The following is a 25278-nucleotide window of genomic DNA, read 5'->3' on the forward strand; positions in this document are numbered from 1 at the left end:
TCCGGTCCGCCGAGGTAGAGCCCCGGTCCGCCGAGGTAGCGCCCTGGTCGTGACCAGGGCTCTACCTCGCGCGACCGGGGCTCTACCTCGTGGGGATGCCTGCCCGACGGCGGTGCCGCACCTCCGCGAGGACGGTCGCCAGGCGCACCGGGAAGTCGTCGGGCGTGCCGGGCGGCAGCGCGTCCACCGGGAACCAGGCGACGTCCTCGCTCTCGTCGCTGACGACCGTGCGCGCGTCCGGGTCGGCGAACGCGACGAACCCGACGTCCCAGTGCGTCCGGCACGTGCCGAACGCCGCGGCGAGGTCGTGCCGGTGCACGTCGACCGGGGCGGACGGCGCGGCGCCGGCCCGGGGCCCGGCCACGGACCCCACGCCCGCCTCGGGGTCCGCGTCGAACGGGACGCCCGGCTCGGGGTCCGGGTCGAACGGGACGAGGTCCTCGATGCCGCTCTCCTCGCGCGCCTCGCGGTAGGCGGCACCGGCGAGCGTCGTGTCCTCCGGCTCGGTGTGGCCGCCCACCTGGACCCAGAACCTGCCCTTGCGGTGGAAGCACAGCAGCACGTGGTCGAGCCCCGGGCTGAGCACGAAACAGCTCGCCGTGAGGTGCTGCGGACCGCCGTCACGCCGCACCGCCTCGGCGCGCGGCCCGGCGTCGCCGCGGACGAACGCGCGGTACTCCGCCGCGAGCGCCTCCTGACGGGGATCCACGGGCTCCCACCGGTCGAGGCGGTCGAGGGCGTCGCGGGCGAGCAGGGCGGCGGGGTCCGGAGCGGTCACCGGGGAAGGCTACGCGCCGCTCCCGACGGCGCGCCCCGTGGCTCGCGCGGGACGCTGCGACAATGGTGTCCCGTGAGCGACCCTCAGCACGACGCCGACGGCGGCCCCACCGACGCCGCCACCCGGACCGACCCGGTGCCGACCGGACCCGCCGGGGACCCGGCGCTGTTCGACCTCCCGCCAGGGTCGCGCGAGGTGCCGACGCGGATCGTGCTGCTCACCGGCGCGTCGGGCTCGGGCAAGACGTCGCTCACCCGCCGGCTCGGGCTCCCGGTCGTCGCGCTCGACGACTTCTACCTCGACCACGACCACCCCGACCTGCCGCAGCGTTTCGGCATCGTGGACTGGGACGACCCCCGCTCGTGGGACGCCGAGGGCGCGGTCGCGGCGCTCGTCGACCTCGCGCGCACGGGCCACGCCGACGTGCCGGTCTACGACATCCCGACGTCGCTCCGCACCGGCACGACCCACGTCGACGTGACGGGCTCGCGCGTCGTGCTCGCCGAGGGCATCTTCGCGGCGGAGATCGTCGCGGCCTGCCGCGCGCAGGACGTCCTGGCCGACGCGATCTGCCTGTACCGTCCCCGGCTCGTGACGTTCTGGTTCCGCCTCCTGCGTGACCTCGCCGAGATGCGCAAGCCGCCGCTCACGCTGTTCCGGCGCGGGTGGGCGCTGCTGCGCGCCGAGCCCGCGCTCGTGCGGCACTGGGAGTCGCTCGGCTGCCGCGCGCTCACGCCCACGCAGGCCGAGAAGGAGATCCGCGCACTGCTGCGACCCGCCTCGGCCTAGGCCTCGCCCCGGCGTTCCTCGACCGGCGCCGCCGGCGCGTGCGGAAGCCTGACGAGACGTGAGAAGCGGCCCCTCGCAGGCGCGTCCCGGGGGCCACTTCTCACGTCTCGGCGGGGAGCGTCCCGACGACGATCGTCGCGCCGATCTCGTCGTCCCGGACGACGCGCGCGACGAGCCCGGCACGGTCGAGCACCGCGACGGCGCCCGCCGCCTGACGCTCGCCGGACTCGGTGAGCAGGTGGCCGCCGGGGGCGAGCCAGGCGGGCGCCTCGGCCGCGACGCGGCGCAGCACGTCCAGCCCGTCGCCGCCGCCGTCGAGCGCGACGTGCGCCTCGTGGTCGCGCGCCTCGCGCGGCAGGAGCGCAATCTCGGTCGTCGGGACGTACGGCACGTTGGCGAGGAGCAGGTCGACCCGGCCGCGCAGACCGGGCGGCAGCGGGTCGAGCAGGTCGCCCGCGGACGCGGTGCCGCCGACGGCCGCGACGTTGCGCGCCGCGCACGCGACGGCGGCCGGGTCCACGTCGCTCGCGTGCAGCGAGACGGTCGTGTCGCCGCCGAGGCCCACCGCGGTCGCGAGCCCCAGCGCCCCGGCGCCGCAGCACAGGTCGACGACGACGACCGCCGGCCCCGCTCGTCGCCCGAGCGCGACCGCCTCGTCGACGAGCAGCGTGGTGCGCTGGCGCGGCACGAACACCCCCGGGTCGACGGCGACCCGCAGCCCGTGGAAGTCGACGTACCCGAGGACGTGCTCGAGCGGCTCGCCCGCGACCCGGCGCGCGACGAGCGCCTCGAGGTGCGCGGCGTCGTCGGCCCGCTCGGCGAGGAGCGCGGCCTCGTCCTCCGCGAAGACGCACCCCGCGGCGCGCAGGCGGGCGGTCAGGTCGTCGAGCGGGCTCTGGTCCACGTCCCGGACGGTACTCCGCGCCGAGCCGCGTCCGCGCGGGGATTGCCGCCGCGACGGTCCACCCATCATCGCCGAGCACCTCACCCCCGCGGGAGGTCGAGCAGGCGCTGCTCGACGGTGTTGCCGTACCGAACGGACCGCGTCTCGCGCTCTGGCGACGGTGCCGCAGGGTGCCGGGACGACGACGGGCCCCGACCCTCCCGGAGGAGGATCGGGGCCCGTGTGTCAGGCGTTCAGGAGTGCGTCACTCCGCGCCGGCCTGCAGCTCGCCCGTCGGGGGCAGGTCGCGGACCGAGACGCCGGTGGGGGCGTCGAGCGCGGCGGCCGCGCCCACGCTCACCGGGCCGCGGTCGTGCTCGCCCTTCGAGACGCCCCGGAAGGTGAACTCCCCGAGCAGGCCCTCGCCCTCGGCGTCGACCAGGACGATCTCGCCGGCCTTGAGCTCGCCGAACAGGATCTTCTCGGAGAGCACGTCCTCGATGTCGCGCTGGATCGCGCGGCGCAGCGGACGAGCACCCAGGACCGGGTCGTAGCCCTTCTCCGCGAGGAGGTGCTTCGCGGGCTGCGTGAGCTCGATGCCCATGTCCTTGTCCCGCAGGCGGGCGTCGAGACGGGCGATCATCAGGTCGACGATCTGGATGATCTCGTTCTGCGAGAGCTGCGGGAAGACCACCACGTCGTCGACGCGGTTGAGGAACTCAGGCCGGAAGTGCTGCTTGAGCTCGTCGTTGACCTTCGCCTTCATGCGCTCGTAGGACGTGACCAGGTCGCCGCCGGCGTTGAAGCCGGTCTGGACGCCCTTGGCGATGTCCCGCGTGCCGAGGTTGGTCGTCATGATGATGACGGTGTTCTTGAAGTCCACGACCCGGCCCTGCGAGTCGGTCAGACGACCGTCCTCGAGGATCTGCAGGAGCGAGTTGAAGATGTCCGCGTGGGCCTTCTCCACCTCGTCGAACAGGACGACCGAGAACGGCTTGCGCCGCACCTTCTCCGTGAGCTGACCACCCTCGTCGTACCCGACGTACCCGGGGGGCGAGCCGAACAGCCGCGAGACGGTGTGCTTCTCGGAGAACTCCGACATGTCGAGCTGGATGAGCGCGTCCTCGTCCCCGAAGAGGAACTCGGCGAGCGCCTTGGCCAGCTCCGTCTTCCCGACGCCCGTGGGGCCGGCGAAGATGAACGACCCACCGGGGCGCTTCGGGTCCTTGAGGCCCGCACGCGTACGGCGGATCGCCTGCGACAGCGCCTTGATCGCGGCCTCCTGGCCGACGACGCGCTTGTGCAGCTCGTCCTCCATGTGGAGCAGGCGGCTGGACTCCTCCTCGGTGAGCTTGAAGACCGGGATGCCCGTGGCCATGGCCAGGACCTCGGCGATCAGCTCCTCGTCGACCTCCGCGACGGTGTCCAGGTCACCGGACTTCCACGCCTTCTCCTTGTCGGCGCGCTTCGCGGTGAGCTGCTTCTCCTTGTCGCGCAGGCCGGCGGCCTTCTCGAAGTCCTGCGCGTCGATCGCGGACTCCTTCTCGCGGCGCGCCTCGGCGATCTCCTCGTCGAGCTCCTTGAGCTCCGGCGGGGCCGTCATGCGGCGGATGCGCAGGCGCGCGCCCGCCTCGTCGATGAGGTCGATCGCCTTGTCCGGGAGGAACCGGTCGTTGATGTACCGGTCCGCGAGCGTGGCCGCGGAGACGAGCGCGGAGTCCGTGATGGACACGCGGTGGTGCGCCTCGTAGCGATCGCGCAGGCCCTTGAGGATCTCGATGGCGTGCGTGAGCGACGGCTCGGCGACCTGGATGGGCTGGAAGCGACGCTCCAGGGCCGGGTCCTTCTCGACGTGCTTGCGGTACTCGTCGAGCGTCGTCGCGCCGATGGTCTGCAGCTCGCCGCGCGCGAGCATCGGCTTGAGGATGCTCGCGGCGTCGATCGCGCCCTCGGCGGCACCCGCTCCCACGAGGGTGTGGATCTCGTCGATGAAGAGGATGATGTCGCCGCGCGTGCGGATCTCCTTGAGCACCTTCTTGAGGCGCTCCTCGAAGTCACCGCGGTAGCGCGACCCGGCGACGAGCGCGCCGAGGTCGAGCGTGTAGAGCTGCTTGTCCTTCAGCGTCTCGGGGACGTCGCCGCGGACGATGTCCTGGGCGAGACCTTCGACGACGGCCGTCTTGCCGACGCCGGGCTCGCCGATGAGGACGGGGTTGTTCTTGGTGCGGCGGCTCAGGACCTGCATGACGCGCTCGATCTCGAGGCTGCGCCCGATGACCGGGTCGAGCTTGCCCTCGCGCGCGGCCTGGGTGAGGTTGCGCCCGAACTGGTCGAGCACGGCCGAGCCCGACGGCTGGCCCTCGGTGGGGCCGCCGGCGGCGACCGGCTCCTTGCCCTGGTAGCCGGACAGGAGCTGGATGACCTGCTGGCGCACCTTGTTGAGGTCGGCGCCCATCTTCGTCAGGACCTGGGCGGCGACGCCCTCGCCCTCGCGGATGAGGCCGAGCAGGATGTGCTCGGTGCCGATGTAGTTGTGACCGAGCTGGAGCGCCTCGCGCAGCGACAGCTCGAGCACCTTCTTGGCGCGCGGCGTGAACGGGATGTGCCCGCTCGGAGCCTGCTGGCCCTCGCCGATGATCTCGGTCACCTGGGTGCGGACGCCGTCGAGGGAGATCCCGAGGGACTCCAGCGCCTTGGCCGCGACACCCTCGCCCTCGTGGATGAGGCCGAGGAGGATGTGCTCGGTGCCGATGTAGTTGTGGTTGAGCATCCGCGCCTCTTCCTGGGCGAGGACGACGACCCGACGGGCTCGGTCTGTGAATCTCTCGAACATGTGCTGCTCCTCGTGAGCGGCGTACACCTGCCCGCCGGACGACGGGTACAAGCCTGACCGCATTGACTCTATGCGGTTCGAACGAGCCGCACCCCCTCCGTATGCCGTTGTTCGCCAGGGGCGTGAAAGAGAGGTCGGGCCGTGACCTGCCGGGCGGTCCCGGGAGCACGACGCAGGAGATCACCCGGTCCGACACGCGCCCGAGGCGTTGACCGCGGCCCGCGCCACGGGCAGGCTCGGGAGTGCGCCCCGCACGACGTCCAGAAGGGTGGCGAAGAGCGATGCACCAACCGGAACAGCCGCCGGAGGACACCCCCGCACCGGACGCGGACGAGCGAGAGGCACGCCCCGCGGGCTCGCCCGCGTCGTGGGAGCAGGTGGTCGCCCGGTTCCACGGCGCCGTCGCGGAGGTCGACGACCCGCTCACCTGGGGCCTCGACCTCGACGAGGAGACGCTGACGGGCGCCGGCCACGGCGCGCACGACCCGGCCGAGGAGCGCTTCCTGCGCTCCTACGTGTCGTTCACGGGCGAGACGCTCGACGTCGAGACGCTGCGGGTGCGGGCCGCGCACGACGAGCAGGCCGAGGACATCGCCCGCACCGCGCTCAGCGGTGCGCTCGCCGCGCCGCTGCACTCGGACACCCCCGGCGACGACGACTTCCTCGACTCCTACCAGGAGTACCGCGCCGCGATGCGCGCGATCGTCGAGGAGGTGGACGTCGCGCCCGTCGTGCGCACCACGTTCCGGGTCGACGGCGAGACGCGCCCCTGCCTGTACGTCACCGTGCGGGAGCACGCCGCGGTGTACGTGCCGGTCGGGGACAGGGCGCTCGTCGTCTCGGGCCCGGCGGACCTGCTCGCGCGGGTCGACGTCGTCACCCGCCCCCTGCGCAACATCCTCCAGGACGAGCCCGACCCGCGGTTCTGACCGCCTCCCCGCGGCGCGCCGCGTGCCGCCCGTGTCGACGCGACGCGGGACTCTCGTCCACCACCTCGGGACGCCCGTCCCGGGCGCGGCGCGCCCGCGCGGCCTAGGGTCGAGAGAGCACCGGCGCCCCCGACGGCGTCGGGACAGCACGCCGACGGCGCACGCGGTCGGCAGACCGGGCGGAGGTGGCGAGATGCGCGGCGTGATCGTCGGTGTCGACGGGTCGGAGGAGTCGGGCGGCGCGCTCGACTGGGCGCTGCGCGAGGCGACGGACCGGGCGGTGCCCCTGACGGCGGTGCTCGCGTTCGAGTCGCGGCAGGGACCGGGCGACGGCCCCGGCACGGTGGCCGACGAGAAGCGCGCGCTGGCCCAGGAGTGGCTCGACGCCGCGCACGCCCGCACGGGGATCGGCCCGGACGTGGTGACCGCGAGGGCCGTCGCCGAGCGCGGCAGCCCCGCGGCCGTCCTGCTCGCCCTCGCCCAGCCGCGCGTCGCGCAGCCCGCCCAGGACGACGTGCGGCCCGACGCCGCCGACGGCGACGACGCCGACCTGCTCGTCCTCGGGCGCTGCGGCCGGGGCCGCCTCGGGCGCATGGTCCTCGGGTCGGTGCCGACCGCCGTCGTGCAGCACGCGACCGTCCCCGTGACCGTGGTGCGCGGGACGCCCGACGTGCGCCACGACCACGCGCGGCCCGTCGTCGTCGGTGTCGACGGGTCGGCGACGTCGGTCCAGGCGCTGCGGCACGGCGCCGACGTCGCGCGCCGTACGGGCGCGACGCTCGAGGCCCTGTTCTGCTGGCAGATCGTCTCGCTCGCGCCCCTGCCCGACTCGTGGGGGTGGACACCGCCCATCGACGACTACGAGAAGTTCGCCGCCCAGAAGCTCGACGCCGCGCTCGAGGCGGCGGGGGTCGACCTGCCCGACGACCGCCTCGTGCGCAGCGTGCAGCACGTGCACGCCGCGAAGGGGGTCATCGAGGCGTCGTCGCGCGCCGAGCGGCTCGTGCTCGGCAACCGCGGCGTCGGCGGGTTCGACCGGCTGCTCCTGGGCTCGGTGAGCCGGCACGCGGTCGAGTACGCGCACTGCCCGGTCACGGTCGTGCGGCCCGCGGACGCGACGCACCCGTCGGGCGCGCACGACGCCTGAGGTCACTCGCGGCGCGCGGCCGACCCCCGGAACGCGAACACGAGGACGCGCACGGCGAGCACGGTCCCGACGAACCCGAGCGCAGCGCCGAGGACGGCGAACAGGCTCAGGCCCTCGACGAGCTCGGGGCCGGAGTCGGCGGAGACCAGCACGACCGCCGCGACGACGGCCGCGGCGGCGATGACCGTGGAGACGACCTGCTGCACGAGGCCGGTGAGGAACGCGCGGTCCTCGGGGTGCGCGAACGAGCGGACGGTGACGGTGAGCCGCCCGGCCTCGACGTCGCTCGTGATCTTCGCGAGCCGGCGCGGGAGCCGTTCGAGCTCCGGCGCGAGGCCGAGGAACAGGCTCGTCGCGCGCTCGCGCAGGCCCTGCGGTGTCACGACGCGCCGCACGAGCGGCTGCGCGGTCGCGCGGGCCGCGGCGACGAGGTCGAACCCGGGGTCGAGCAGGCGCAGCGTGCCCTCCAGCGACGTGAACGTCCGGAACGCGGCGGCGACCTGCGACGGGACGGCGAGGCCCGCGTCGGTGACGAGCCGGAAGAGCGCGGTGAACATCGCGCCGCTCGCGCCGGCGCCGCGGAACCGCACGATCACCTGCCCGACGGCGCGCTCCATGCGGCGCACGTCGAGGTCGGCCGGGGCGTCGAGCAGCTCGAGGAGGGCGTCGGTCGCGGCGACGGCGTCGTCGGCGTCGACCGCGAGCAGCACCGCCGCGAGCGCGAGCCGGTCGGGCTCGCCGAGCCGGCCGACGGAGCCCATGTCGAGCAGGCCGAGACGGCCGTCGGCGGTGACGAGCACGTTCCCGGGGTGGAGGTCGGCGTGGAAGGTGCCCGCGACCAGCACCTGCTCGAGCGTCGCCGCGAGGAGGCGAGAGGCGAGGTCGGCGCGCACGTCGTCGTCGAGGCCGGAGAGCACGTCCGCGGCGCGGCCGAGGGGAACGCCGTCGAGCCGTTCCATGACGAGCAGCGTCGTCCCGGAGAGCTCGGGGTAGACGTCGGGGACCCGGACGCGCGGGCCTGCGGCCAGGTCGGTGGCGTCGTCGTCGGGGCGCCGGTCCTCCGCCGCGCCCCGCGCGAGCGCCGCGCGCAGCGCGAGCGTGTTCTCCAGCTCGACCGTGTAGTCGAGCTCCTCGCGCAGCGACGCGGCGAAGCCGTCGGCGAGGTCGACGACGCCGAGCGAGCGGCCCCACGCCGTGTCGCGCTCGATGCGGCGCGCGAGCCGCCCGAGGATCGCGAGGTCCGTCTCGACCTGGGCGCGGGCACCCGGGCGCTGCACCTTGACCACGACGTCGCGCCCGTCGAGCAGGCGGGCCGCGTGGACCTGGCCCACGGATGCCGAGGCGAGCGGCTCCGGCGAGAAGTCGGCGAACGCCTGGTCGATCGGACGCCCGAGCGCGCCCGCGACGGCCGCCTCCACCTGCGACCACGGCGCGGGCGGGACTTCGCTCTGGAGCGTGGCGAGCGCGTCCGCGAACGCGGCGGGCAGCAGGTCCCGGCGCGTGGACAGCACCTGGCCGAACTTCACGAACGTCACGCCGGCGTCGCTCAGGGCGTCGCGCAGCGCGGCCGCCTGTCGCCGCTGGTCGGTGCGCGACAGGCGCGAGCCGTCCGGCTGCCGCGCTCCGCGCGTGAGCGCCCCACCGAGGCCGTGCCGGACGCCGATCCCCAGGATCTGGGCGTAGCGCCGCGTCTCGCGACGGCCCTGGCGCAGCCCTCGGAGCGCGCGCCACGGCCCCGGGACCGAGCCCGTCGGGACGAGGAGCTCGAGCACGAGCAGCACGCACAGCCCGAGCACGAACGCCCACGCGAACGCGAGCACGACGGCGACGAGCGCGACGCCCGGCTCGACCGTGAGCGTCCCGTCCGGGCGCGACCAGCCGGCGTCGAGCAGGCCGCCCGTGAGCACCCACGACGCGACCGACAGCATCGCGAGGGCCACGACCGCCGAGCGGATCCAGCCGACGGGCGCGCCCATGACGCGCCGCGCCGTCGCGGCGAGGAGCAGCAGCATCCCGACGGTGAAGACGAGGCCGAACAGACCGACGAGGAGACCGGAGACCACCTGCATGGCGGCCACTCTTCCGGACCGCACGGCAGACCACCAGCACGCGCCACCGGCGCGCCCCGCCCGCCCGAGCCGGTCGCGGCAACCAGCTCGACCCGGCCGCGGCACGGGCGGCAGCGACGTCGGCGGCGCGGCATGATGGAGCTCCCCGACAGGCCGGAGCCCCGATGACGAACGTCGACCTCCTCACGGACGCCCACCTCACGAACGCCCGCACCGCGCCGAACGGCCGCAGCGCGGAGGTCGTGCTGCACGACGGCTCGCTGCGCCAGACGATCCTCGCGCTGCGCGCGGGCGTCGAGCTCGGGGAGCACAACTCCCCGCCCGCGGCGTCGATCCAGGTGCTGCGCGGGCGGGTCCGGGTCACCGCGCTCGGCGAGGGCGACGTCGAGCTCGGCGAGGGCGAGCTGCGCGTGCTCACGCACGAACGGCACGCGGTCAGCGCGGTCGAGGACGCGGCGTTCCTCCTGACGACCGTGACGAGCATCCCGGCCACCTGAGCCCCCGGTCCTTCCGCCCGAGCCCCCGCGAGCACGCGATCCGCGACCGGATCGCGACGAGAACGGTCGCGGACCCCGTGCTCGGCGGGTGGGGTGTGCTGGCCGCAGCCGCGGCTGCGGCGGGCGTGAGGTGCTCCTGCGAGCCGAGCGCACCGCTGCCAGGGTGGTGCGGATGAGAGCCTCGACGACGACGACCGTCCTTGCCGCGAGCGCCCTGGTCCTCGCGGCCTGCACCGCAGCCCCAGGCGACACCCCGGGCACCCCGGAGCCGTCGGCCCCGGAACCCTCGACCCCGGCGCCCGGCGCTCCCGCCCCGGCGCTCCCGACGGACGCGCCCGCCGACGTCCTGCTGCCCGAGGGCGCGTGGGGTGCGGAAGGCGGGCGTGCCGAGGCGGAGGGGGTCGCGGACTGGCACCTCCCGGAGGCGTGCGCCGACGGCGGCCCCGCGGACGCCACGGCGATGCGCACCGCGACCGAGGGGGACGGCGCGGCCGAGGGCGTCGTGGGGGTCCACCAGGTCGCGGTGTTCGCCGACGCCGACGCCGCCACCGCCGAGGCCGCGCGGCTCGCGGACCTGCTCGCCGCGTGCGCGGCGCAGGGCGGCGCGGAGGGCACGACGTACGCGGTCGAGCCGGTCGACGTCGGCGCCCAGGGCACCGGGCTCGCCGCGGACTACTACGGGTCGGGCGAGAGCGGCGACCTGGACACGGCGCTCGGGACCTACCTGGCGACCACGCGGCGTGGTGCCGCGGTCGCGCTCGTCGCGCTCGACGGCGGGGAGAGCACCGTCGGCGCGGCCCGCGAGACGGTCTCGGAGCAGGCCCGTGCCGCGTGGGAGCTGCTGTGCCGGTACGAGCAGGCGGGCTGCTGACGGACGGCTCCCCGGCCGGGGACCGTCCTGGGCCCCGGCCCTGGAGACGCGGAGCTCAGGCCCGGACGGCCCAGGCCGCGAGCGCGAGCGCCGTGACGTCCTCCGCGACGGCGCCCGGCCAGTCGGGCCGCTCGCCGACGGCGAGGCGTCGCCACGCCGCCCCGCCCCACGTCCCGACAGCCCCGCCCGCGGCCCCCGCCGCGGCGGCGAGGACCAGCCCGACGGGACCGGTCCGGTGCCGGGCGACGAGCACGCCGCCCACGGCGCCGCTCGCGACGCGCAGGACCGGGCCGGGCGGCGCGAGCCGGCTCGGCGTCTGGGGCAGCTTGTCGCCGACCAGCTCGCCGACGACGCCCAGGAGCGCCGCGCCGCGCGCGAGCGGCCCGGGCCCGTGACCCGACCGGCCCGACCCGCCGGGGCGCGCGCGGCCGGCCAGCACCGGCGCCGCGACCCCGAGGCTGCTGCGGGAGCCCGCGGCGACACCGAGCGCGAGCGCCCGGGCGAGCACCGCCGTCGTGCCGCGCGGCGCGGCTGCGTCCTGGGACATGGGACCTCCTGCGGCGTGGTGAGGCCCGGTCGACCGGGCTCTCCCGAACGTAACCGCTCCCGGGGCGGCCCACCCGGCGACAGGGCGCCCCGCTAGCCTGGTCCCGTGCCCGGACCCACCCTGAGCGAGGTCGCTCGTGACGCCGGCGTCTCCCTCGCGACCGCGTCCCGCGCGATCAACGGGAGCGCGAACCGCACCGTGCGCCCGGACCTGCGGGAACGGGTCCTCGCGTCCGCGCGCCGGCTCGGGTACTCCCCCGACCCGAGCGCGCAGGCCATGGCCCGCGGCCGCACGACGAGCGTCGGGCTCGTCGTGCACGACATCGCGGACCCGTACTTCTCGTCGCTCGCGGCCGGGGTCGCGGAGGCCGCCGACCGCGACGGGCTCATCGTCACGCTGACGAGCACCCGGCACTCCCCCGAGCGCGAGCGCGCGTTCGTCGAGCTCATGGACCGCCAGCGCGCGCGGGCGGTCGTGCTGGGCGGCGGCCGGCTCGCCGACGACGCCGACGGCGCGCTGCGGCACGCGCTGGAGCGGTACCGCGCGTCGGGGGGCGGCGTGTCGCTCGTCGGGCAGCCGCTCGGCGACCTGCCCGCGGTGGAGATCGCGAACGCCGACGGCGCGGCGGACCTCGCGCGCGCCCTGCACGGGCTGGGCTACCGCGCGTTCGGCGTGCTGGCCGGGCCGTCGAGCCACCGCACCGCCGTGGACCGCGCGCGGGGCTTCACCGCCGCGCTCGCCGCGCTGGGGTCCCCCGTGCCGGCGGAGGCCGTCGTCGAGTGCGCGTTCACGCGCGACGGCGGCCACGGCGGGATGCGCGACCTGCTCGCCCGGGTGGGTGCCGCAGGGCCCGACGGCGCGCCCCGCGCCGTCTTCGCGGTGAACGACGTCATGGCTGTCGGGGCGATGGCGGCCGCGCGCGAGGCGGGGCTGCGCGTCCCGGAGGACGTCGCGGTGGCCGGCTTCGACGACATCGTGACGCTGCGCGACGTCACCCCCGGCCTGACGACGGTCCGCATCCCGCTGACCGAGGTCGGCGAGCAGGCGCTCCGCCTGGCCCTCGCCCCGGACGACGACGCCGAGCCCCGGCGCGTGGCCGTCCGGTGCGCGGTCGTGCTGCGGGAGTCCACCCCGGCGCTCTGACGCCATGCCCTCGCTGACGGCCCGCCCTGAACGGTTGACGGATCCGTGCCTGCGCGGCATGATCGGGAGGAGGTAATACCCCCTAGGGGTATCAGCGGCCGAGAGGGGACACGGTGGACCACCGCACGGAGCACGGCCCCGGGCGCCGGACCGGCGAGCCGGGGGAGCACGGAGCGGCACCGAGCGCCGCCGTCGACCACGCGACGCACGATCACGCGACGCACGACCAGCCCGGGCACGAGGCGTCCGTCCACAGCGACCGCGCCGCGGCCGGTCACGGCGGGCACGACATGACCGCGCACAGCGGCCACAGCGGGCACAGCGGGCACGACATGACCGGGCACGGTGGGCACGGCGACCACGTCGGGCAGTTCCGCCGCCTGTTCTGGATCATGCTCGTGCTCGCGGTCCCCACGGTCGCGCTGAACGCCATGTTCGCGATGCTCCTGGGCTACGACCTGCCCGACGCCGCCTGGGTCCCCTGGGTGTCCCCCGTCCTCGGCACGGTGATCTACGCCTGGGGCGGGCGCCCGTTCCTCACCGGTGCGGTGAGCGAGCTGCGGAGCCGCAAGCCCGGGATGATGACGCTCATCTCGCTCGCCATCACGGTCGCGTTCGTGTCCTCGCTGGGAGCGAGCATGGGCGTGCTCGCCCACGAGCTCGACGTCTGGTGGGAGCTCGCGCTCCTCGTCGTCATCATGCTGCTCGGCCACTGGCTCGAGATGCGCTCGCTCGCGCAGACCGCGTCCGCGCTCGACTCGCTCGCCGCGCTCCTCCCGGACGAGGCGGAGCGTGTCGCCGAGGACGGGAGCGTGACGACCGTCGCGCCGACGGACCTGCGCGTGGGCGACCTGGTCGTCGTCCGGCCGGGCGGGCGCGTGCCTGCGGACGGCGAGGTCGCGTCGGGCTCCGCGGACGTCGACGAGTCGATGATCACCGGCGAGTCGCGCCCCGTGCGCCGGACGGTCGGGGACGGCGTGGTCGCCGGGACCGTCGCGACGGACGACGCGCTGCGCGTGCGGATCACGGCCGTCGGCGAGGACACCGCGCTCGCCGGGATCCAGCGGCTCGTCGCGGACGCGCAGGCGTCCTCGACGAAGACGCAGCGCCTCGCGGACCGCGCCGCCGGGTGGCTGTTCTGGTACGCGCTCGGCGCGGCGGCCCTGACGATCGGCCTGTGGCTCGTCCTCGGCACGCCCGAGCAGGCGCTGATCCGGGCGATCACCGTCCTCGTCATCGCGTGCCCCCACGCGCTGGGCCTCGCGATCCCGCTCGTCGTCTCGCTGTCGACGGAGCGTGCCGCGAAGGCGGGCGTCCTCGTCAAGGACCGCCTGGCGCTCGAGCGCATGCGTACCGTGGACACCGTCCTGTTCGACAAGACGGGGACGCTGACCGCGGGCGAGCCCGTCGTCGTGCACCTCGCGACCGCGGGCGGCACGTCCGAGGCCGCGCTCCTCGCGCTCGCCGCGGCGGCCGAGGCGGACAGCCAGCACCCGCTCGCCCGGGCGATCGTGCGGGCGGCCGAGGAGCGGGGCGACGACGTCCCCCGCGCCACGGACTTCCGGTCGCTCACGGCCGTCGGCGTCGAGGCGACCGTCCCGACCCCCGACGGCGCCCGCCGCGTCGCGGTCGGCGGTCCCGCGCTCCTGCGCGAGCGCGGCCTCGACCCCCTGCCCGACGCCGCCGCGTGGGCCGGGGACGGTTCGACCGTCCTGCACGTGGTCGTCGCGGGCGACGACGGCACCGGCACCGCGTCCGACTCGCGGTCCGGCGAGGTCGTGGGCGCGTTCGCCCTGGCGGACGCGATCCGCCCCGAGTCGCGCGAGGCCGTCGACGCGCTGCACCGGCGCGGCATCCGGGTCGTCATGATCACCGGCGACGCCGAGCCCGTCGCCCGCGCGGTCGGACGCGAGCTCGGCATCGACCAGGTGTTCGCGGGCGTGCGCCCCGAGGACAAGGACGCGAAGGTCGCGGAGCTGCAGCAGGGCGGGCGCGTCGTCGCGATGGTCGGCGACGGCGTCAACGACGCCCCGGCGCTCGCCCAGGCGGACGTCGGCATCGCGATCGGCGCCGGCACCGACGTCGCGATCGCCTCGGCCGGCGTGATCCTCGCGAGCTCCGACCCGCGCGCGGTGCTGTCGATCATCGAGCTGTCGCACGCGTCGTACCGCAAGATGCAGCAGAACCTGTGGTGGGCCGCGGGCTACAACATCGCAGCCGTACCGCTCGCCGCGGGCGTGCTCGCGCCCGTCGGGTTCGTCATGCCGATGGCGGTCGGCGCGATCCTCATGTCCGCGTCGACAGTGATCGTCGCGCTCAACGCGCAGCTGCTGCGTCGCACCGACCTCGACCCGGCGCGGCTCGCGGCGCGGTGACCCGGGCCGCGAGGCCCGCCCCGACCACGAGGAACGTCGTGCGCGCTGCGAGACTGGGACGGTGACCACGCCGACCCCCGACGACCGGCCCGTCGCCGGCGTCCTGCTCACGCCGGGCGCCGGCGCGAGCCGCGACCACCGCGCGCTCGTCGCGATCGACGAGGCGCTGGTCGCCCTCGACCCGCCCGTCCCCGTGCGCCGCGTCGACTTCCCCTACCGGATCGCCGGCAAGCGGATGCCCGACCGTCCGCCCGTCGCGGTCGCGCACGTCCGCGCCGAGGCGGAGGCGTTCGCCGCCGAGCTCGGCACCACGACGGACCGCCTCGTGCTCGGCGGCCGCTCGTACGGCGGGCGCATGTGCTCGATGACCGTCGCCGAAGGGCTCCCTGCCGCCGGGCTGGCCCTGGTCAGCTACCCGCTGCACCCGCCCGGCAAGCCCGAACGGCTGCGGACGGAGCACTTCCCCGACCTCCACGTGCCGGTCCTCCTCGTCTCCGGGCGCACCGACCCGTTCGCGACGCCGGACGAGCTCGCGGAGCACACCGCCGCGATCCCCGGTCTTGTCACCCGCGTCGAGCTCCCCGGGGCCCACGACCTCAAGGGCCAGGACGCGGCCGTGTGCGAGGCCGTCGTCCGGTGGCTCGCGACGCTCGGGGCCTGAGCCGCCCCCAGGGGGCGCCCCGGCGTTCGGACCGGCCCGCACGACTGCGTACGATGTGCCGCGGACCACACCCGAACGACCCGGAGGTGTTGATGCGCGCCGCTGGCCGCCTGCTCGCCCTCGCGCCCCTGGCGGTGCTCGTGGTGGCCGTCGCCGCCGCACCCGCGACCGCCGTCGGCCGGGACGGCGAGAGCGGGCTCGAGGTGAGCGTCGACGGCGTCTCGTTCGACCCGGAGCGGCTCTGGTCCGAGTGGGGCGCCGTCTCCTACGCCGTGAGCGCGCCGGACGGGAGCCGCGAGCGGTACTACTCCGACTCCTACGGCCCGCGCGACTCCGCGGACGGGTTCCTGGCCTTCTCGGTGCCGACGCGCACGTTCCCGGACGGCTACTGCGTCACGTGGGCCCAGGTGTCCGGGCTGCGGGCGCAGCACGCGCGCTGGAACGGGGACGACCCCGTCTGCACGACGGCGCAGGCCGAACCCTCCCCCACGACCCCGGCCCCGGCACCGGCCCCCGACGCACCGGTCGCCTCACCCCCGGCCGAGGAGCCGCCCGCCGCGGCGGCCGTGGAGGCACCCGTCGAGACGCCGGACGCGCCGGAGCCCGACGTCACCGAGGAGCCGACCGAGGAGCCGACGGAGGACCCGACGACGGCCGCTCCCGTCGAGCCGACGCCGACCGCCGCGCCCACGACCGCGGGCCCCGAGCCGGTGCGGGTCCCGCTCGCCTCCGTCGACCGGACGGCGCCGCCCCCGCCCGCGGGCGAGGCCTTCCCGACCTTCGCCGCGGTGGGTGTCGGCGGGCTCGTCGCCGCCGCGGCCGGCGGCGTGATCCTGCTCCTGCGCCGCGTCGGCTGAGGCTCGACGAGGCTCTGCGGCGGGCCGGGGGTCCACGGCGACACCGCGCTCCGGGAGCACAGAAGGCCGGGTCCGAGGACCCGGCCTTCTGCCGTGATGGAGCCGCCTAAGGGAATCGAACCCTTGACCTATTCATTACGAGTGAATCGCTCTGCCGACTGAGCTAAGGCGGCGTGCTACGTCCCGGTCCGCTCGGCGAACCGGTGGCAACGAGCGCCTACTGTACCCAACGACCGGGCTAGATTCCAAAGCGGCCCCGCGGGCCGCCGTCGGGCCCCCTCCGTGTCAGCAGCGGAGCCCGTCCTCGGGCACGGTCCCGTCCACGAGGTACGCGTCGACGGCGTCGCTCAGGCAGTCGTTCGCGCGGCCGTAGGCGGTGTGCCCCTCACCCTCCCAGGTGACCAGGACGGCAGAGTCGAGAGTGTCGGCGAGGCCCTCGGCCCACACGTACGGGGTGGCCGGGTCGTTGGTCGTCCCGATGACGAGGATCGGCGCGGCGCCCTTCGCGGCGAGGTCGAACTCCTGGTCGACGACGGGGTACGCCCAGCCCTCGCACGTGAGCCCGCCGAACGCGAAGAAGTAGCCCATCGTGGGGGCCTCCTCCTCGAGCCGCTCGAGCTGGGCCTGCATCGCGGCCGGGTCGTCGTCCTGACGGCCGTCGAGGCAGTTGACCGCCCGGAACGCCTCGGACGAGTTCGACGCGTACGTGCCGTCGGCGTTCCGGTCGTTGTAGAAGTCGGCGAGATAGAGCAGGCCGTTGCCGGTGCCCTCCTCGATCGCCTCGGTGAGCGCCTGCGTGAGCACGGGCCAGCTCTGGTCGTTGTACAGCGTGACGGCGACGCCGTAGAAGCCGAGCGTCTGCGTCACGCGTCGGCCCGAGTCCGTCGGGAGCGGGTTCGCCTTCGCGGCGTCGAGGAGCGAGCGGATCTGACGCATCCCCGCGTCCGTGTCGCCCTTCAGGGGGCACTTGGCGCCGGCCTGGCAGTCCTCGACGTACGCGCGCAGGGCGTTCTCGAAGCCGACGGCCTGCTGCTCGGAGATCTCGTCCGGGTCGAGCGAGGTGTCGATCGCGCCGTCGAGCACCATGCGGCCGACCTTGTCCGGGAACAGCCCCGCGTACGTGGCTCCGAGCTGCGTGCCGTACGAGTAGCCGAGGTACGCGAGCTTCTCGTCGCCGAGGACGGCGCGCAGCATGTCCATGTCGCGCGCCGCGCTCTGGGTGTCCACCTGGCCGAGCAGCTCGCCCGTGTTCTCGGCGCACGCGTCGGCCCAGGCGCGGCGGTCCGCCGCGAGCGCCTCGAGCCCTGCCTCGTCCGTGTCGAAGTCGCGCGACAGGGACTCGTCCTTCGCGGCGTCGTCGAGGCACACCACGGGCGACGACTGCCCGACCCCGCGGGGGTCGAAGCCCACGAGGTCGTAGGCCGCGGTGACGCCCTCGCCGACGGTCGGGGCGAGCGACGCGACGAAGTCGACCCCTGACGCACCGGGACCGCCGGGGTTGGTGAGGAGCGAGCCGATGCGCTCACCGGTCGCGGGCTGGCGCTTGACCGCGAGCTCGATCTCGCCCGCCGCCGGGTCCTGCCACGAGAGGGGGGCGCGCGCCGTCGCGCACTCCCAGCCGGCCCCGCACTCCTCCCACGCGAGGGTCTGCCCGTAGTACTCCTCGAAGCCCTCCGGTCCCGTCTCTCCCGTGCCCGTCGACGACGACGTCGCGACGTCCTCGACCGGTGTCTGCTGCTTCGGGGGCGCCGAGCACGCGCCCGCGACGAGAGCCAGCACGAGGGTCGCGGCGCAGGCCAGGGCGCGGCGAGCGGGGCGGGAGGAGGGGGACGTCGTCACCCGGACACGGTAGCCGCTCGCCCGCCGCGCGGGAGACGGCCCACCGGCGGCGGCCCGTCCTTTCACGCGCTCTTCACCGCGGGGGTCGTCAGCCCGCGGTCCAGGCGAACTCGCCGGCCGATCCCTCGGCCGGCGGCGGCACGACGACGGTCCCGTGGTCCCCGAGCACGACGCTCACGTCGGCGCTCGCGTCCACGTCGTCGGGCACCGCGACGACGGACGTGGCGGGCACGTAGTCCATGGTGCACGCGGTGTCGGCGGGGATGTCGACGAACGACACGACGACGTCGCTCCCCTCGACCGCGGCGTCGTCCTCGGCGAGCAGCGGGCACGTGCTGGACCCGAAGGTCACGACGAGCAGGAGGCCCGGCTCGGCGCTCCACGCGGCACCCGTGCCGCCCTCGGTCGGCGCGTCCGCGCCGGGCGGCAGGCCCTTGCCGTGCGCGCCCGCGACGACGTCCATCGTCGCGGCGTCGGGCAGGCCCTGCTGCTCGTCGGTGGCGTCGTCGGTCGGCTCCGTCGACGGGTCCGTCGACGGGCCGTCGTCGGGCTCAGAGGTCTCCCCGGTGGCGCTCGTGGAGTCGCCGCCCGCGTCGGTGTCGGACGCGCACGCCCCGAGCAGGGCGACCGTGGCCGTGAGCGCGAGCGCCGCGGCGAGGCGGCCGGTCCGGGCGGCGGGACGACGGGCGGGGACCATGAGGACTCCTCGGTCGGCGACGGGTGCGCGACCATCGTGGTCCGGGCGGGGCCCTCGCGCGCGCCGAACCGCCGACGCGCCGCGGGATCGTGACCCGACGGTGACCCGGGGTGGGAGCATCCCCGCATGGACGCACCGCACCCGAACCGCGGCACCGATCGGCACCCGCTGCCCTGGGGCCTGCGCACCGACCTCCTGCGGCACGGCGACGGCGGCGACTCGAGCCGGGTCGGCTACGTCGAGCTGTTCTTCGACCTCGTCTTCGTCTTCGCGGTCACCCAGCTCTCCCACGGGCTCATCGCCCACCCCGGCGTCGAGGCGCTCGGCCACACGCTCCTGCTCGGCGTCGCCGTCTGGTGGGTGTGGGTCGACACGATGTGGGTGACGAACTGGCTCGACCCCGAGCGCCTGCCCGTGCGCGCGCTGCTCGTGGTGCTCATGCTGCTGGGCCTCGTCCTCGCCAGCGCGATCCCGGAGGCGTTCGGCGACAAGGGCCTGCTGTTCGCCGTCATGCTCGTCGCGATGCAGGTGGGGCGCAGCGTCTTCACGATGGTCGCGATGGGCCGCGTGTGGCCCGAGAACGCGGTGAACTTCGTCCGCATCACGACGTGGCTCGCGGCGTCGGGCGCGCTGTGGGTCGCGGGCGGCCTCGTCGAGGAGCACCGGCTGCTGCTGTGGGTGGCCGCGGCCGCGATCGACGTCGCCGGGCCGCGCGCCATGTTCTGGCTCCCCGGGATCGGGGCGTCGCGTGCGAGCACGTGGGTGGTCCGCGGCGAGCACATGGCCGAGCGCGTCAGCCTGTTCGTCATCATCTGCCTGGGCGAGTCGATCATCGTCACGGGCGCCGCGTTCGCCGAGCTCCCCCTCGACCTCACGACGGTGTCCGCATTCTGCTCCGCGTTCGCGAGCACCGTGCTGATGTGGCTGCTGTTCTTCGACCGCTCCGAGCGGCGCGCCACCGAGTACTTCACGTCGCGCGCCGAGCGCGGCATGGTCGCCCAGACGGCGTACACGTACGTCCCGTTCGTCATCGTCGCCGGGATCGTGCTCACCGCCGTCGCCGACGAGCTCGTGCTGCTGCACCCGCTCGGGCACGACGGCGGCCACGCCGACGCCTGGACCGCGGGGCTCGTGTGCGGGGCGGCGGCGACGTACCTCGTGGGGAACGCGCTGTTCCGGCGCGCGACGGGCGGGCGCTGGTCGCTCCCCCACGTGCTGGGCGCGGTCGCGGTCGGCGTGCTCTTCGCCGTCCATGCGTGGCTCTCGCCGCTCGCCCTCAACTGGGCGACGGACGGCGTCCTGCTCGCGGTCATCGTGGGCGACGTGGTGCGCGCGCGGCGGGCCCCGGGCGAGCGGTCGGACGCCCCGTCGGACGAGCCGTCGGGTGCGCCGTCGGACGGGCCGGACGCGCCGTCGGGGCCGTCGCCCGCGGCGCCGGCCGGGACGCCGTGAGGCGGGGGGCGCGCGTCTCGCCGGGCGCGATCGTCGCGACGTCGCTACGTTCGCCCTGATGGCGCGGGGCAGCAGGCCGTCGCGTCGCGGTACCCGTCGAGAAAGGGCGTGACCGTGGACTTCTGGGACTTCTTCTGGCTCCTCGTGTGGAGCTTCTTCTTCATCGCGTACCTCATCGTGCTCTTCCAGATCATCGCGGACCTGTTCCGTGACCGGGAGCTGTCGGGGTGGTGGAAGGCGGTCTGGATCATCTTCCTCATCTTCCTGCCCGTGCTGACGTCGCTCGTCTACCTCATCGCGCGCGGGCGCGGCATGGCGGAGCGGCAGGCCGCGGCCGTCGTCCAGGCGAAGCACGACACGGACGCCTACATCCGCCAGGTCGCGACGACGTCGCCGGCCGAGCAGATCTCGCACGCCAAGGCGCTCCTCGACTCGGGTGCCATCACCCCCGAGGAGTTCGCGCAGCTCAAGGCCAAGGCGCTCGCCTGAGCGTCGGCCCGCCCCATCGGGCCGGGCGCACCCGCGTGCGGGTGGGCCCGGCCCGTCCCACGATCGAGACATGACCCGCTTCGGCTACACCCTCATGACCGAGCAGTCCGGCCCTCGCGCGCTCGTGGAGCACGCGGTCGACGCGGAGCGCGTCGGCTTCGACTTCGAGGTGATGTCCGACCACTACTTCCCGTGGCTCGACGCCCAGGGCCACGCCCCGTACGCGTGGTCCGTGCTCGGGGCGGTCGCCCAGGCGACCGAGCGCGTCGGCCTCATGACGTACGTGACGTGCCCTCTCCTGCGCTACCACCCCGCGGTCGTGGCGCAGAAGGCCGCGACCGTGGCGCTCCTGTCCGACGACCGCTTCACCCTCGGGCTCGGCGCCGGGGAGAACCTCAACGAGCACGTGGCGGGCGAGCGCTGGCCCGCGGTCGGCGAGCGGCACGACATGCTCGAGGAGGCGGTCGAGATCATCCGCTCGCTGCTCGACGGCGAGCGCCTCACGTTCGAGGGCGTCCACTACCGCGTCGACTCGGCCAAGCTCTGGGACCTGCCCGACGAGACCGTCGAGATCGGGGTGGCCGTCTCCGGCCCGCAGTCGATCGAGCGGTTCGCCCCGCTGGCCGACCACCTCGTCACGACCGAGCCCGAGGCCGACGTCGTGCAGCGGTGGTCCTCCGTCCGCGAGCGCGACGAGCTCGCGCCGTCGCGCGTCGTCGGGCAGATGCCGATCTGCTGGGACCCGGACGAGGAGACGGCCGTGGCGCGCGCCCACGAGCAGTTCCGGTGGTTCGGCGGCGGCTGGCGCGTCAACGCGGACCTGCCCACGACCGAGGCGTTCGAGGCGGCGACGGCGTTCGTGCGGCCCGAGGACGTGGCCGGGTCCATCCCGTGCGGCCCCGACCTGGACGCGGTCGTCGAGGCGGCGTCCGCGTGGTGGGAGGCCGGGTTCACCGACCTCGCGCTCGTCCAGGTGGGCGAGGTCGGGCAGCGCGAGTTCCTCGAGACCGCCGCGGGACCGCTCCTGGAGAAGCTCCGCGCGGCGGCGCCGTCGAGCTAGCGACCGTCAGCCCTGAGGCCGCAGGGCGACGACCATCGCCTCCACGGCGAGCAGCGGCGCGACGTTGCCCTCGAGGCGCTCGCGGGCGACGCCGATCGCGTCCATGCGCCGCACCGTCTGCTCGGGCGTCGAGTCCTCCGCGAGCGCGCGCACCGTCTCGGCGAGCTCGCTGTTGACGAGCTCGACCTGCGCCCCGAGCTGCACCACGAGCACGTCGCGGTACAGGGAGAGCAGGTCGACCATCGCGCGGTCGAGCACGTCGCGCTGGTGGCGCGTCGCCCGCCGCTTCTGGTCGGCCTCGAGGTCGCGGAGCTGGGAGCGCAGCCGCGGGGGGAGCGTCTCGCCGTCCGCGACGCCGAGGGCACGCAGGAGCTCGGCCTTCTCCGCGGCGTCGCGCTCCTCCGTCGCGGCCTTCGCCTCGGCCTGCGCGAGGTCCACGAGCTCTCCCGCCGCGAGCACGGCGTCGCCCACCCCGCGGACCCGCCGCGCGAGCGAGAGCACCGACGTGCGGCGCTCGCGCGCGCCCGCGTCCCGCGCGAGACGCCGGGCGAGGCCGATGTGGCTCTGGGCCGCGCGCGCCGCGACGAGGGCGACGTGCTCGTCGACTCCGTCGCGCTGCACGAGCAGCCCTGCGACGGCCTCGACCGGCGGCACCCGCAGCACGACCCCGCGGCAGCGCGACCGGATCGTCACGAGCACGTCCTGCGGGCTGGGTGCGCAGAGGATCCACACGGTGTGCGGGGCGGGCTCCTCTATCGCCTTGAGGAGGACGTTCGTGGTGCGCTCCGCCATGCGGTCGGCGTCCTCGACGACGATGACCCGGCGCCGGCCCTGCGACGGGCTGCGGCTCGCGACCGTCACCAGGTCGCGCACGTCGTCGATCTTGATGGTCACGAGCTCGGTCGCGACGAGCGTGACGTCCGGGTGCGTCCCGGCGAGCGTCGTGCGGCAGGCCTGGCAGCGCCCGCAGCCGCCCTGCTCGCACTGGAGCGCGGCCGCGAACGCGCGCGCGGCGTTCGAGCGGCCGGACCCCGGCGGGCCGGTGAGCAGCCACGCGTGGGTCATCGCGGCGGGGTCGGTGGCCGCGGCACGGAGAGTCGCGACGGCCTGCTCCTGCCCGACGACGTCGTCCCAGACGCTCATGCGTGCGCGTCCCCGGCCGGCCGCGCCGGGGCGCCCGGCAGCAGGTCCGTGCCCGGCGCGTAGCCGATCGCGCTGTCCGTGTCGTCGAAGCCGTCGTCGGGCAGCGCCGCGACCGTGTCCTCGGCCTCCTCGACGACGGGCGTGAGCTCGAGCCGCGCGGCGACGTCGACCCGGATCTGCGCCTGGAGGTCGTCGACCGACCCCGCGGCGTCGAGGACCACCCAGCGGTCCGGGTCCGACGCCGCGCGCGTGAGGAACGCCTCGCGCGTGCGGCGGTGGAACTCCGCGCCCGCGCGCTCGAGGCGGTCGTGCTGGCGGCGGATGCGCCCGGCGGCGACCGCCGGGTCGAGGTCGAGCAGGATCGTCACGTCCGGGAGGAGGTCCTGCACGGCCCAGCGCGAGATGAGCTCGACCTCGTCGGCGCCGAGCTCGCGACCGCCCGCCTGGTACGCGACCGACGAGTCGAGGTAGCGGTCCGTGACGACGATCGCCCCACGCTCGAGCGCGGGGCGCACGAGGCTCGCGACGTGGTGTGCGCGGTCCGCGGCGTAGATGAGCGCCTCCGTGCGGGGGTCCATGTCCTGCCCGTGGAGCACCGCGGCGCGCAGCTCCTTGCCGAGCTCCGTGCCGCCCGGCTCGCGCGTCAGCACGACCTCGCGCCCCGTGAGCTCGCCGAGCCACTGCCCGAGCAGGCGCGCCTGCGTCGACTTGCCGACGCCGTCGCCGCCCTCGAAGGAGATGAAGTACCCGGGTGCGCTCACGGCGACCACCCTAGTCGCGACGTCGGACACGGGCCGGTCCCCCGGCCGCCGGACGTGCGGACAGCCGCGGGCGCCGGACGCGCGGGATAGCCTCGGGCCATGCCCGATCCCGTGACCGCCCCCGCGACGGACCCCACGCCCGCTCCGCTGGCCACCCCCGGCGTCGCGTTCGCCGGCCGGACGTTCGACGCCGTGCTGTTCGACATGGACGGCACGCTCATCGACTCGGTCCCGGCGGTGGACCGGAACTGGCGTCGCTGGGCCGCGGAGCACGGCCTGCCCGACGCCGAGGACTTCCAGATCCAGCACGGCACCCCGGCGCGCACGCTCATCGCGACGCTCCTGCCGGCCGACCAGGTGGAGCCTGCGTACGAGCGCATCCACGAGCTGGAGCTCGAGGACAACGAGGGCGTGACGATCCTCCCGGGGACGCGCGACGCGCTCGCCGTCCTGCCCCCGGAGCGGCAGGCGATCGTCACGTCGTGCACGCGCCCCCTCGCGGCGGCGCGCATGGCCGCGTCGGGCCTCGTCGCGCCGTCGGTGGTCGTCACCGCGGACGACGTCGCCCGCGGCAAGCCCGACCCGGACCCCTTCCTCCTCGGCGCGGAGCGCCTGGGCGTGGACCCGGCGCGGTGCCTCGTCGTCGAGGACGCCCCGGCCGGGGTCGCGTCGGCCCGCGCCGCAGGGTGCGCCGTGCTCGTCGTGACGGGCACGCACACGGCCGACGAGCTCGCGTCCGCGACCCCTGCACCCGACGCGCTGGCGGCGGGCCTGGCGCGGGTGCGCTTCGCCGCAGGCCCGGACGGCATCCGGATCACGGACGCCTGACCACCCCGCCGACCATGCGGTCGTCTCCCGTCCTCGTCCCCGGACGGGCCAGAACCGCATGCTCGGCGGGCCGCCGTCGGTCAGTAGACCCCGGCGCGTCGGGCGGCCGCGACGACCTTCGACGCGGCGACGTGGATCTCCGCCAGCTCGTCGAGGGTGAGGCCCGTGGCGGCGACGATGGCGGGCGGGATGCGCTCCGCGTCGCGACGCCGCGCGCGCCCCTCGGGCGTGAGCGTCACGCGGACCTGGCGACCGTCGTCGGGCGACCGGGAACGGCGCACGTACCCCAGGCTCTCCAGCCGCTTGAGGAGCGGCGAGAGCGTCCCCGCGTCGAGGTGCAGCCGGGCCGCGAGGTCGCCGACGGTCGACGTCGTGCCCGCCGCGTCGTCCTGCCACAGCGCGAGCAGCACGAGGTACTGCGGGTGGGTGATGCCCAGGGGCTCGAGCAGCGGCCGGTACAGGGCGACCATGCCGCGGGCCCCCGCCGAGAGCGCGAAGCACACCTGCGCCTCGAGCGCGAGCGGGTCCGCGAACAGCGTCGCCGCGCCCGGTGCGGACGCCCCGCCGTGCTCCTCGCTCGCCATGGCGCCATGCTACCGAGGATCGCGCTATTCTTGGTACGCCAATCAT

Annotated in this window: 23 protein-coding genes and 1 tRNA gene; 13 read left to right on the forward strand and 11 right to left on the reverse strand. The window is 75.4% G+C overall.

What is annotated here, in order from left to right:
• Window positions 1–82 precede the first annotated feature (82 nt).
• Window positions 83–778, reverse strand: a complete 696-nt coding sequence (locus ACZ4MO_RS11165) for an NUDIX hydrolase (protein WP_255436955.1) — start codon at window positions 776–778, stop codon at window positions 83–85.
• A gap of 72 nt (window positions 779–850) precedes the next feature.
• On the opposite strand from ACZ4MO_RS11165, the gene ACZ4MO_RS11170 reads away from it, so the two are divergent.
• Window positions 851–1567 (forward strand): uridine kinase family protein, encoded by a 717-nt coding sequence (locus tag ACZ4MO_RS11170; protein WP_342779520.1) that lies wholly within the window; start codon window positions 851–853, stop codon window positions 1565–1567.
• Window positions 1568–1667: 100 nt separating this feature from the next.
• Here ACZ4MO_RS11170 and ACZ4MO_RS11175 read toward each other — a convergent pair whose 3' ends face one another.
• Both ACZ4MO_RS11175 and ACZ4MO_RS11180 read right to left on the reverse strand, forming a co-directional pair.
• Window positions 1668–2471, reverse strand: a complete 804-nt coding sequence (locus ACZ4MO_RS11175; RefSeq protein WP_255436954.1) for a putative protein N(5)-glutamine methyltransferase — start codon at window positions 2469–2471, stop codon at window positions 1668–1670.
• Between the two features lie 244 nt (window positions 2472–2715).
• Window positions 2716–5283 (reverse strand): AAA family ATPase, encoded by a 2568-nt coding sequence (locus ACZ4MO_RS11180; protein WP_175007637.1) that lies wholly within the window; start codon window positions 5281–5283, stop codon window positions 2716–2718.
• 281 nt (window positions 5284–5564) lie between these two features.
• On the opposite strand from ACZ4MO_RS11180, the gene ACZ4MO_RS11185 reads away from it, so the two are divergent.
• Both ACZ4MO_RS11185 and ACZ4MO_RS11190 read left to right on the forward strand, forming a co-directional pair.
• The gene (locus ACZ4MO_RS11185) at window positions 5565–6212 is read left to right on the forward strand and encodes a hypothetical protein (protein WP_255436953.1); all 648 of its coding nucleotides are present in this window, start codon (window positions 5565–5567) and stop codon (window positions 6210–6212) included.
• 193 nt (window positions 6213–6405) lie between these two features.
• On the forward strand, window positions 6406–7359 hold the full coding sequence (locus ACZ4MO_RS11190; RefSeq protein ID WP_175007636.1) for a universal stress protein: 954 nt from the start codon (window positions 6406–6408) through the stop codon (window positions 7357–7359).
• Window positions 7360–7361: 2 nt separating this feature from the next.
• On the opposite strand, the gene ACZ4MO_RS11195 is transcribed toward ACZ4MO_RS11190, so the two are convergent.
• The gene (locus tag ACZ4MO_RS11195) at window positions 7362–9428 is read right to left on the reverse strand and encodes an AarF/UbiB family protein (protein ID WP_175007635.1); all 2067 of its coding nucleotides are present in this window, start codon (window positions 9426–9428) and stop codon (window positions 7362–7364) included.
• 164 nt (window positions 9429–9592) lie between these two features.
• Between ACZ4MO_RS11195 and ACZ4MO_RS11200 the strand changes: the two genes are divergently transcribed.
• Window positions 9593–9925: a cupin domain-containing protein gene (locus ACZ4MO_RS11200; RefSeq protein ID WP_175007634.1), complete on the forward strand. Its 333-nt coding sequence runs from the start codon at window positions 9593–9595 to the stop codon at window positions 9923–9925.
• Window positions 9926–10097: 172 nt separating this feature from the next.
• Window positions 10098–10796 (forward strand): hypothetical protein, encoded by a 699-nt coding sequence (locus ACZ4MO_RS11205; RefSeq protein WP_175007633.1) that lies wholly within the window; start codon window positions 10098–10100, stop codon window positions 10794–10796.
• Window positions 10797–10851: 55 nt separating this feature from the next.
• Here ACZ4MO_RS11205 and ACZ4MO_RS11210 read toward each other — a convergent pair whose 3' ends face one another.
• The gene (locus tag ACZ4MO_RS11210) at window positions 10852–11343 is read right to left on the reverse strand and encodes a hypothetical protein (protein ID WP_175007632.1); all 492 of its coding nucleotides are present in this window, start codon (window positions 11341–11343) and stop codon (window positions 10852–10854) included.
• 105 nt (window positions 11344–11448) lie between these two features.
• Here ACZ4MO_RS11210 and ACZ4MO_RS11215 point away from each other — a divergent pair, with 105 nt between their 5' ends.
• The 4 genes from ACZ4MO_RS11215 (at window position 11449) to ACZ4MO_RS11230 (ending at window position 16379) form a co-directional block, all read left to right on the forward strand.
• Entirely contained in the window at window positions 11449–12486 is a 1038-nt protein-coding gene (locus tag ACZ4MO_RS11215) for a substrate-binding domain-containing protein (protein WP_175007631.1), read from the forward strand.
• A 290-nt stretch (window positions 12487–12776) separates the two neighbouring features.
• On the forward strand, window positions 12777–14861 hold the full coding sequence (locus ACZ4MO_RS11220; protein WP_175007789.1) for a heavy metal translocating P-type ATPase: 2085 nt from the start codon (window positions 12777–12779) through the stop codon (window positions 14859–14861).
• Window positions 14862–14922: 61 nt separating this feature from the next.
• The gene (locus ACZ4MO_RS11225) at window positions 14923–15522 is read left to right on the forward strand and encodes an alpha/beta family hydrolase (RefSeq protein ID WP_175007630.1); all 600 of its coding nucleotides are present in this window, start codon (window positions 14923–14925) and stop codon (window positions 15520–15522) included.
• A 92-nt stretch (window positions 15523–15614) separates the two neighbouring features.
• The gene (locus ACZ4MO_RS11230) at window positions 15615–16379 is read left to right on the forward strand and encodes a hypothetical protein (RefSeq protein ID WP_175007629.1); all 765 of its coding nucleotides are present in this window, start codon (window positions 15615–15617) and stop codon (window positions 16377–16379) included.
• Between the two features lie 97 nt (window positions 16380–16476).
• Here the strand turns inward: ACZ4MO_RS11230 and ACZ4MO_RS11235 are convergent.
• The 3 genes from ACZ4MO_RS11235 to ACZ4MO_RS11245 form a co-directional block, all read right to left on the reverse strand.
• Window positions 16477–16552 (reverse strand) — tRNA-Thr (locus ACZ4MO_RS11235).
• 112 nt (window positions 16553–16664) lie between these two features.
• Window positions 16665–18218: an alpha/beta fold hydrolase gene (locus ACZ4MO_RS11240; protein WP_175007628.1), complete on the reverse strand. Its 1554-nt coding sequence runs from the start codon at window positions 18216–18218 to the stop codon at window positions 16665–16667.
• An 88-nt stretch (window positions 18219–18306) separates the two neighbouring features.
• Window positions 18307–18915, reverse strand: a complete 609-nt coding sequence (locus ACZ4MO_RS11245; RefSeq protein WP_175007627.1) for a hypothetical protein — start codon at window positions 18913–18915, stop codon at window positions 18307–18309.
• 126 nt (window positions 18916–19041) lie between these two features.
• Here ACZ4MO_RS11245 and ACZ4MO_RS11250 point away from each other — a divergent pair, with 126 nt between their 5' ends.
• The 3 genes from ACZ4MO_RS11250 to ACZ4MO_RS11260 all read left to right on the forward strand — a co-directional run bounded on the left by ACZ4MO_RS11250 (window position 19042) and on the right by ACZ4MO_RS11260 (window position 21916).
• A complete protein-coding gene (locus tag ACZ4MO_RS11250) occupies window positions 19042–20367 on the forward strand; it encodes a low temperature requirement protein A (RefSeq protein WP_186810321.1) in 1326 nt (441 codons plus the stop codon).
• Between the two features lie 108 nt (window positions 20368–20475).
• Entirely contained in the window at window positions 20476–20856 is a 381-nt protein-coding gene (locus tag ACZ4MO_RS11255; protein ID WP_108051002.1) for an SHOCT domain-containing protein, read from the forward strand.
• Window positions 20857–20926: 70 nt separating this feature from the next.
• Complete coding sequence (locus ACZ4MO_RS11260) at window positions 20927–21916, forward strand: TIGR03557 family F420-dependent LLM class oxidoreductase (protein ID WP_175007626.1); 990 nt, start codon at window positions 20927–20929, stop codon at window positions 21914–21916.
• A gap of 6 nt (window positions 21917–21922) precedes the next feature.
• On the opposite strand, the gene ACZ4MO_RS11265 is transcribed toward ACZ4MO_RS11260, so the two are convergent.
• Together ACZ4MO_RS11265 and tmk are read right to left on the reverse strand one after the other, a co-directional pair.
• Complete coding sequence (locus ACZ4MO_RS11265) at window positions 21923–23059, reverse strand: DNA polymerase III subunit delta' (protein ID WP_074810288.1); 1137 nt, start codon at window positions 23057–23059, stop codon at window positions 21923–21925.
• Window positions 23056–23820 (reverse strand): dTMP kinase, encoded by a 765-nt coding sequence (gene tmk / locus ACZ4MO_RS11270; protein ID WP_175007625.1) that lies wholly within the window; start codon window positions 23818–23820, stop codon window positions 23056–23058. Before tmk ends, ACZ4MO_RS11265 begins: the two co-directional genes overlap by 4 nt.
• A gap of 99 nt (window positions 23821–23919) precedes the next feature.
• Here tmk and ACZ4MO_RS11275 point away from each other — a divergent pair, with 99 nt between their 5' ends.
• Complete coding sequence (locus ACZ4MO_RS11275; protein WP_175007624.1) at window positions 23920–24648, forward strand: HAD-IA family hydrolase; 729 nt, start codon at window positions 23920–23922, stop codon at window positions 24646–24648.
• A gap of 80 nt (window positions 24649–24728) precedes the next feature.
• On the opposite strand, the gene ACZ4MO_RS11280 is transcribed toward ACZ4MO_RS11275, so the two are convergent.
• Window positions 24729–25232: a MarR family transcriptional regulator gene (locus tag ACZ4MO_RS11280; RefSeq protein WP_175007623.1), complete on the reverse strand. Its 504-nt coding sequence runs from the start codon at window positions 25230–25232 to the stop codon at window positions 24729–24731.
• Window positions 25233–25278 lie beyond the last annotated feature (46 nt).

The sequence above is a fragment of the Sphaerisporangium cinnabarinum genome (genome assembly GCF_055567015.1).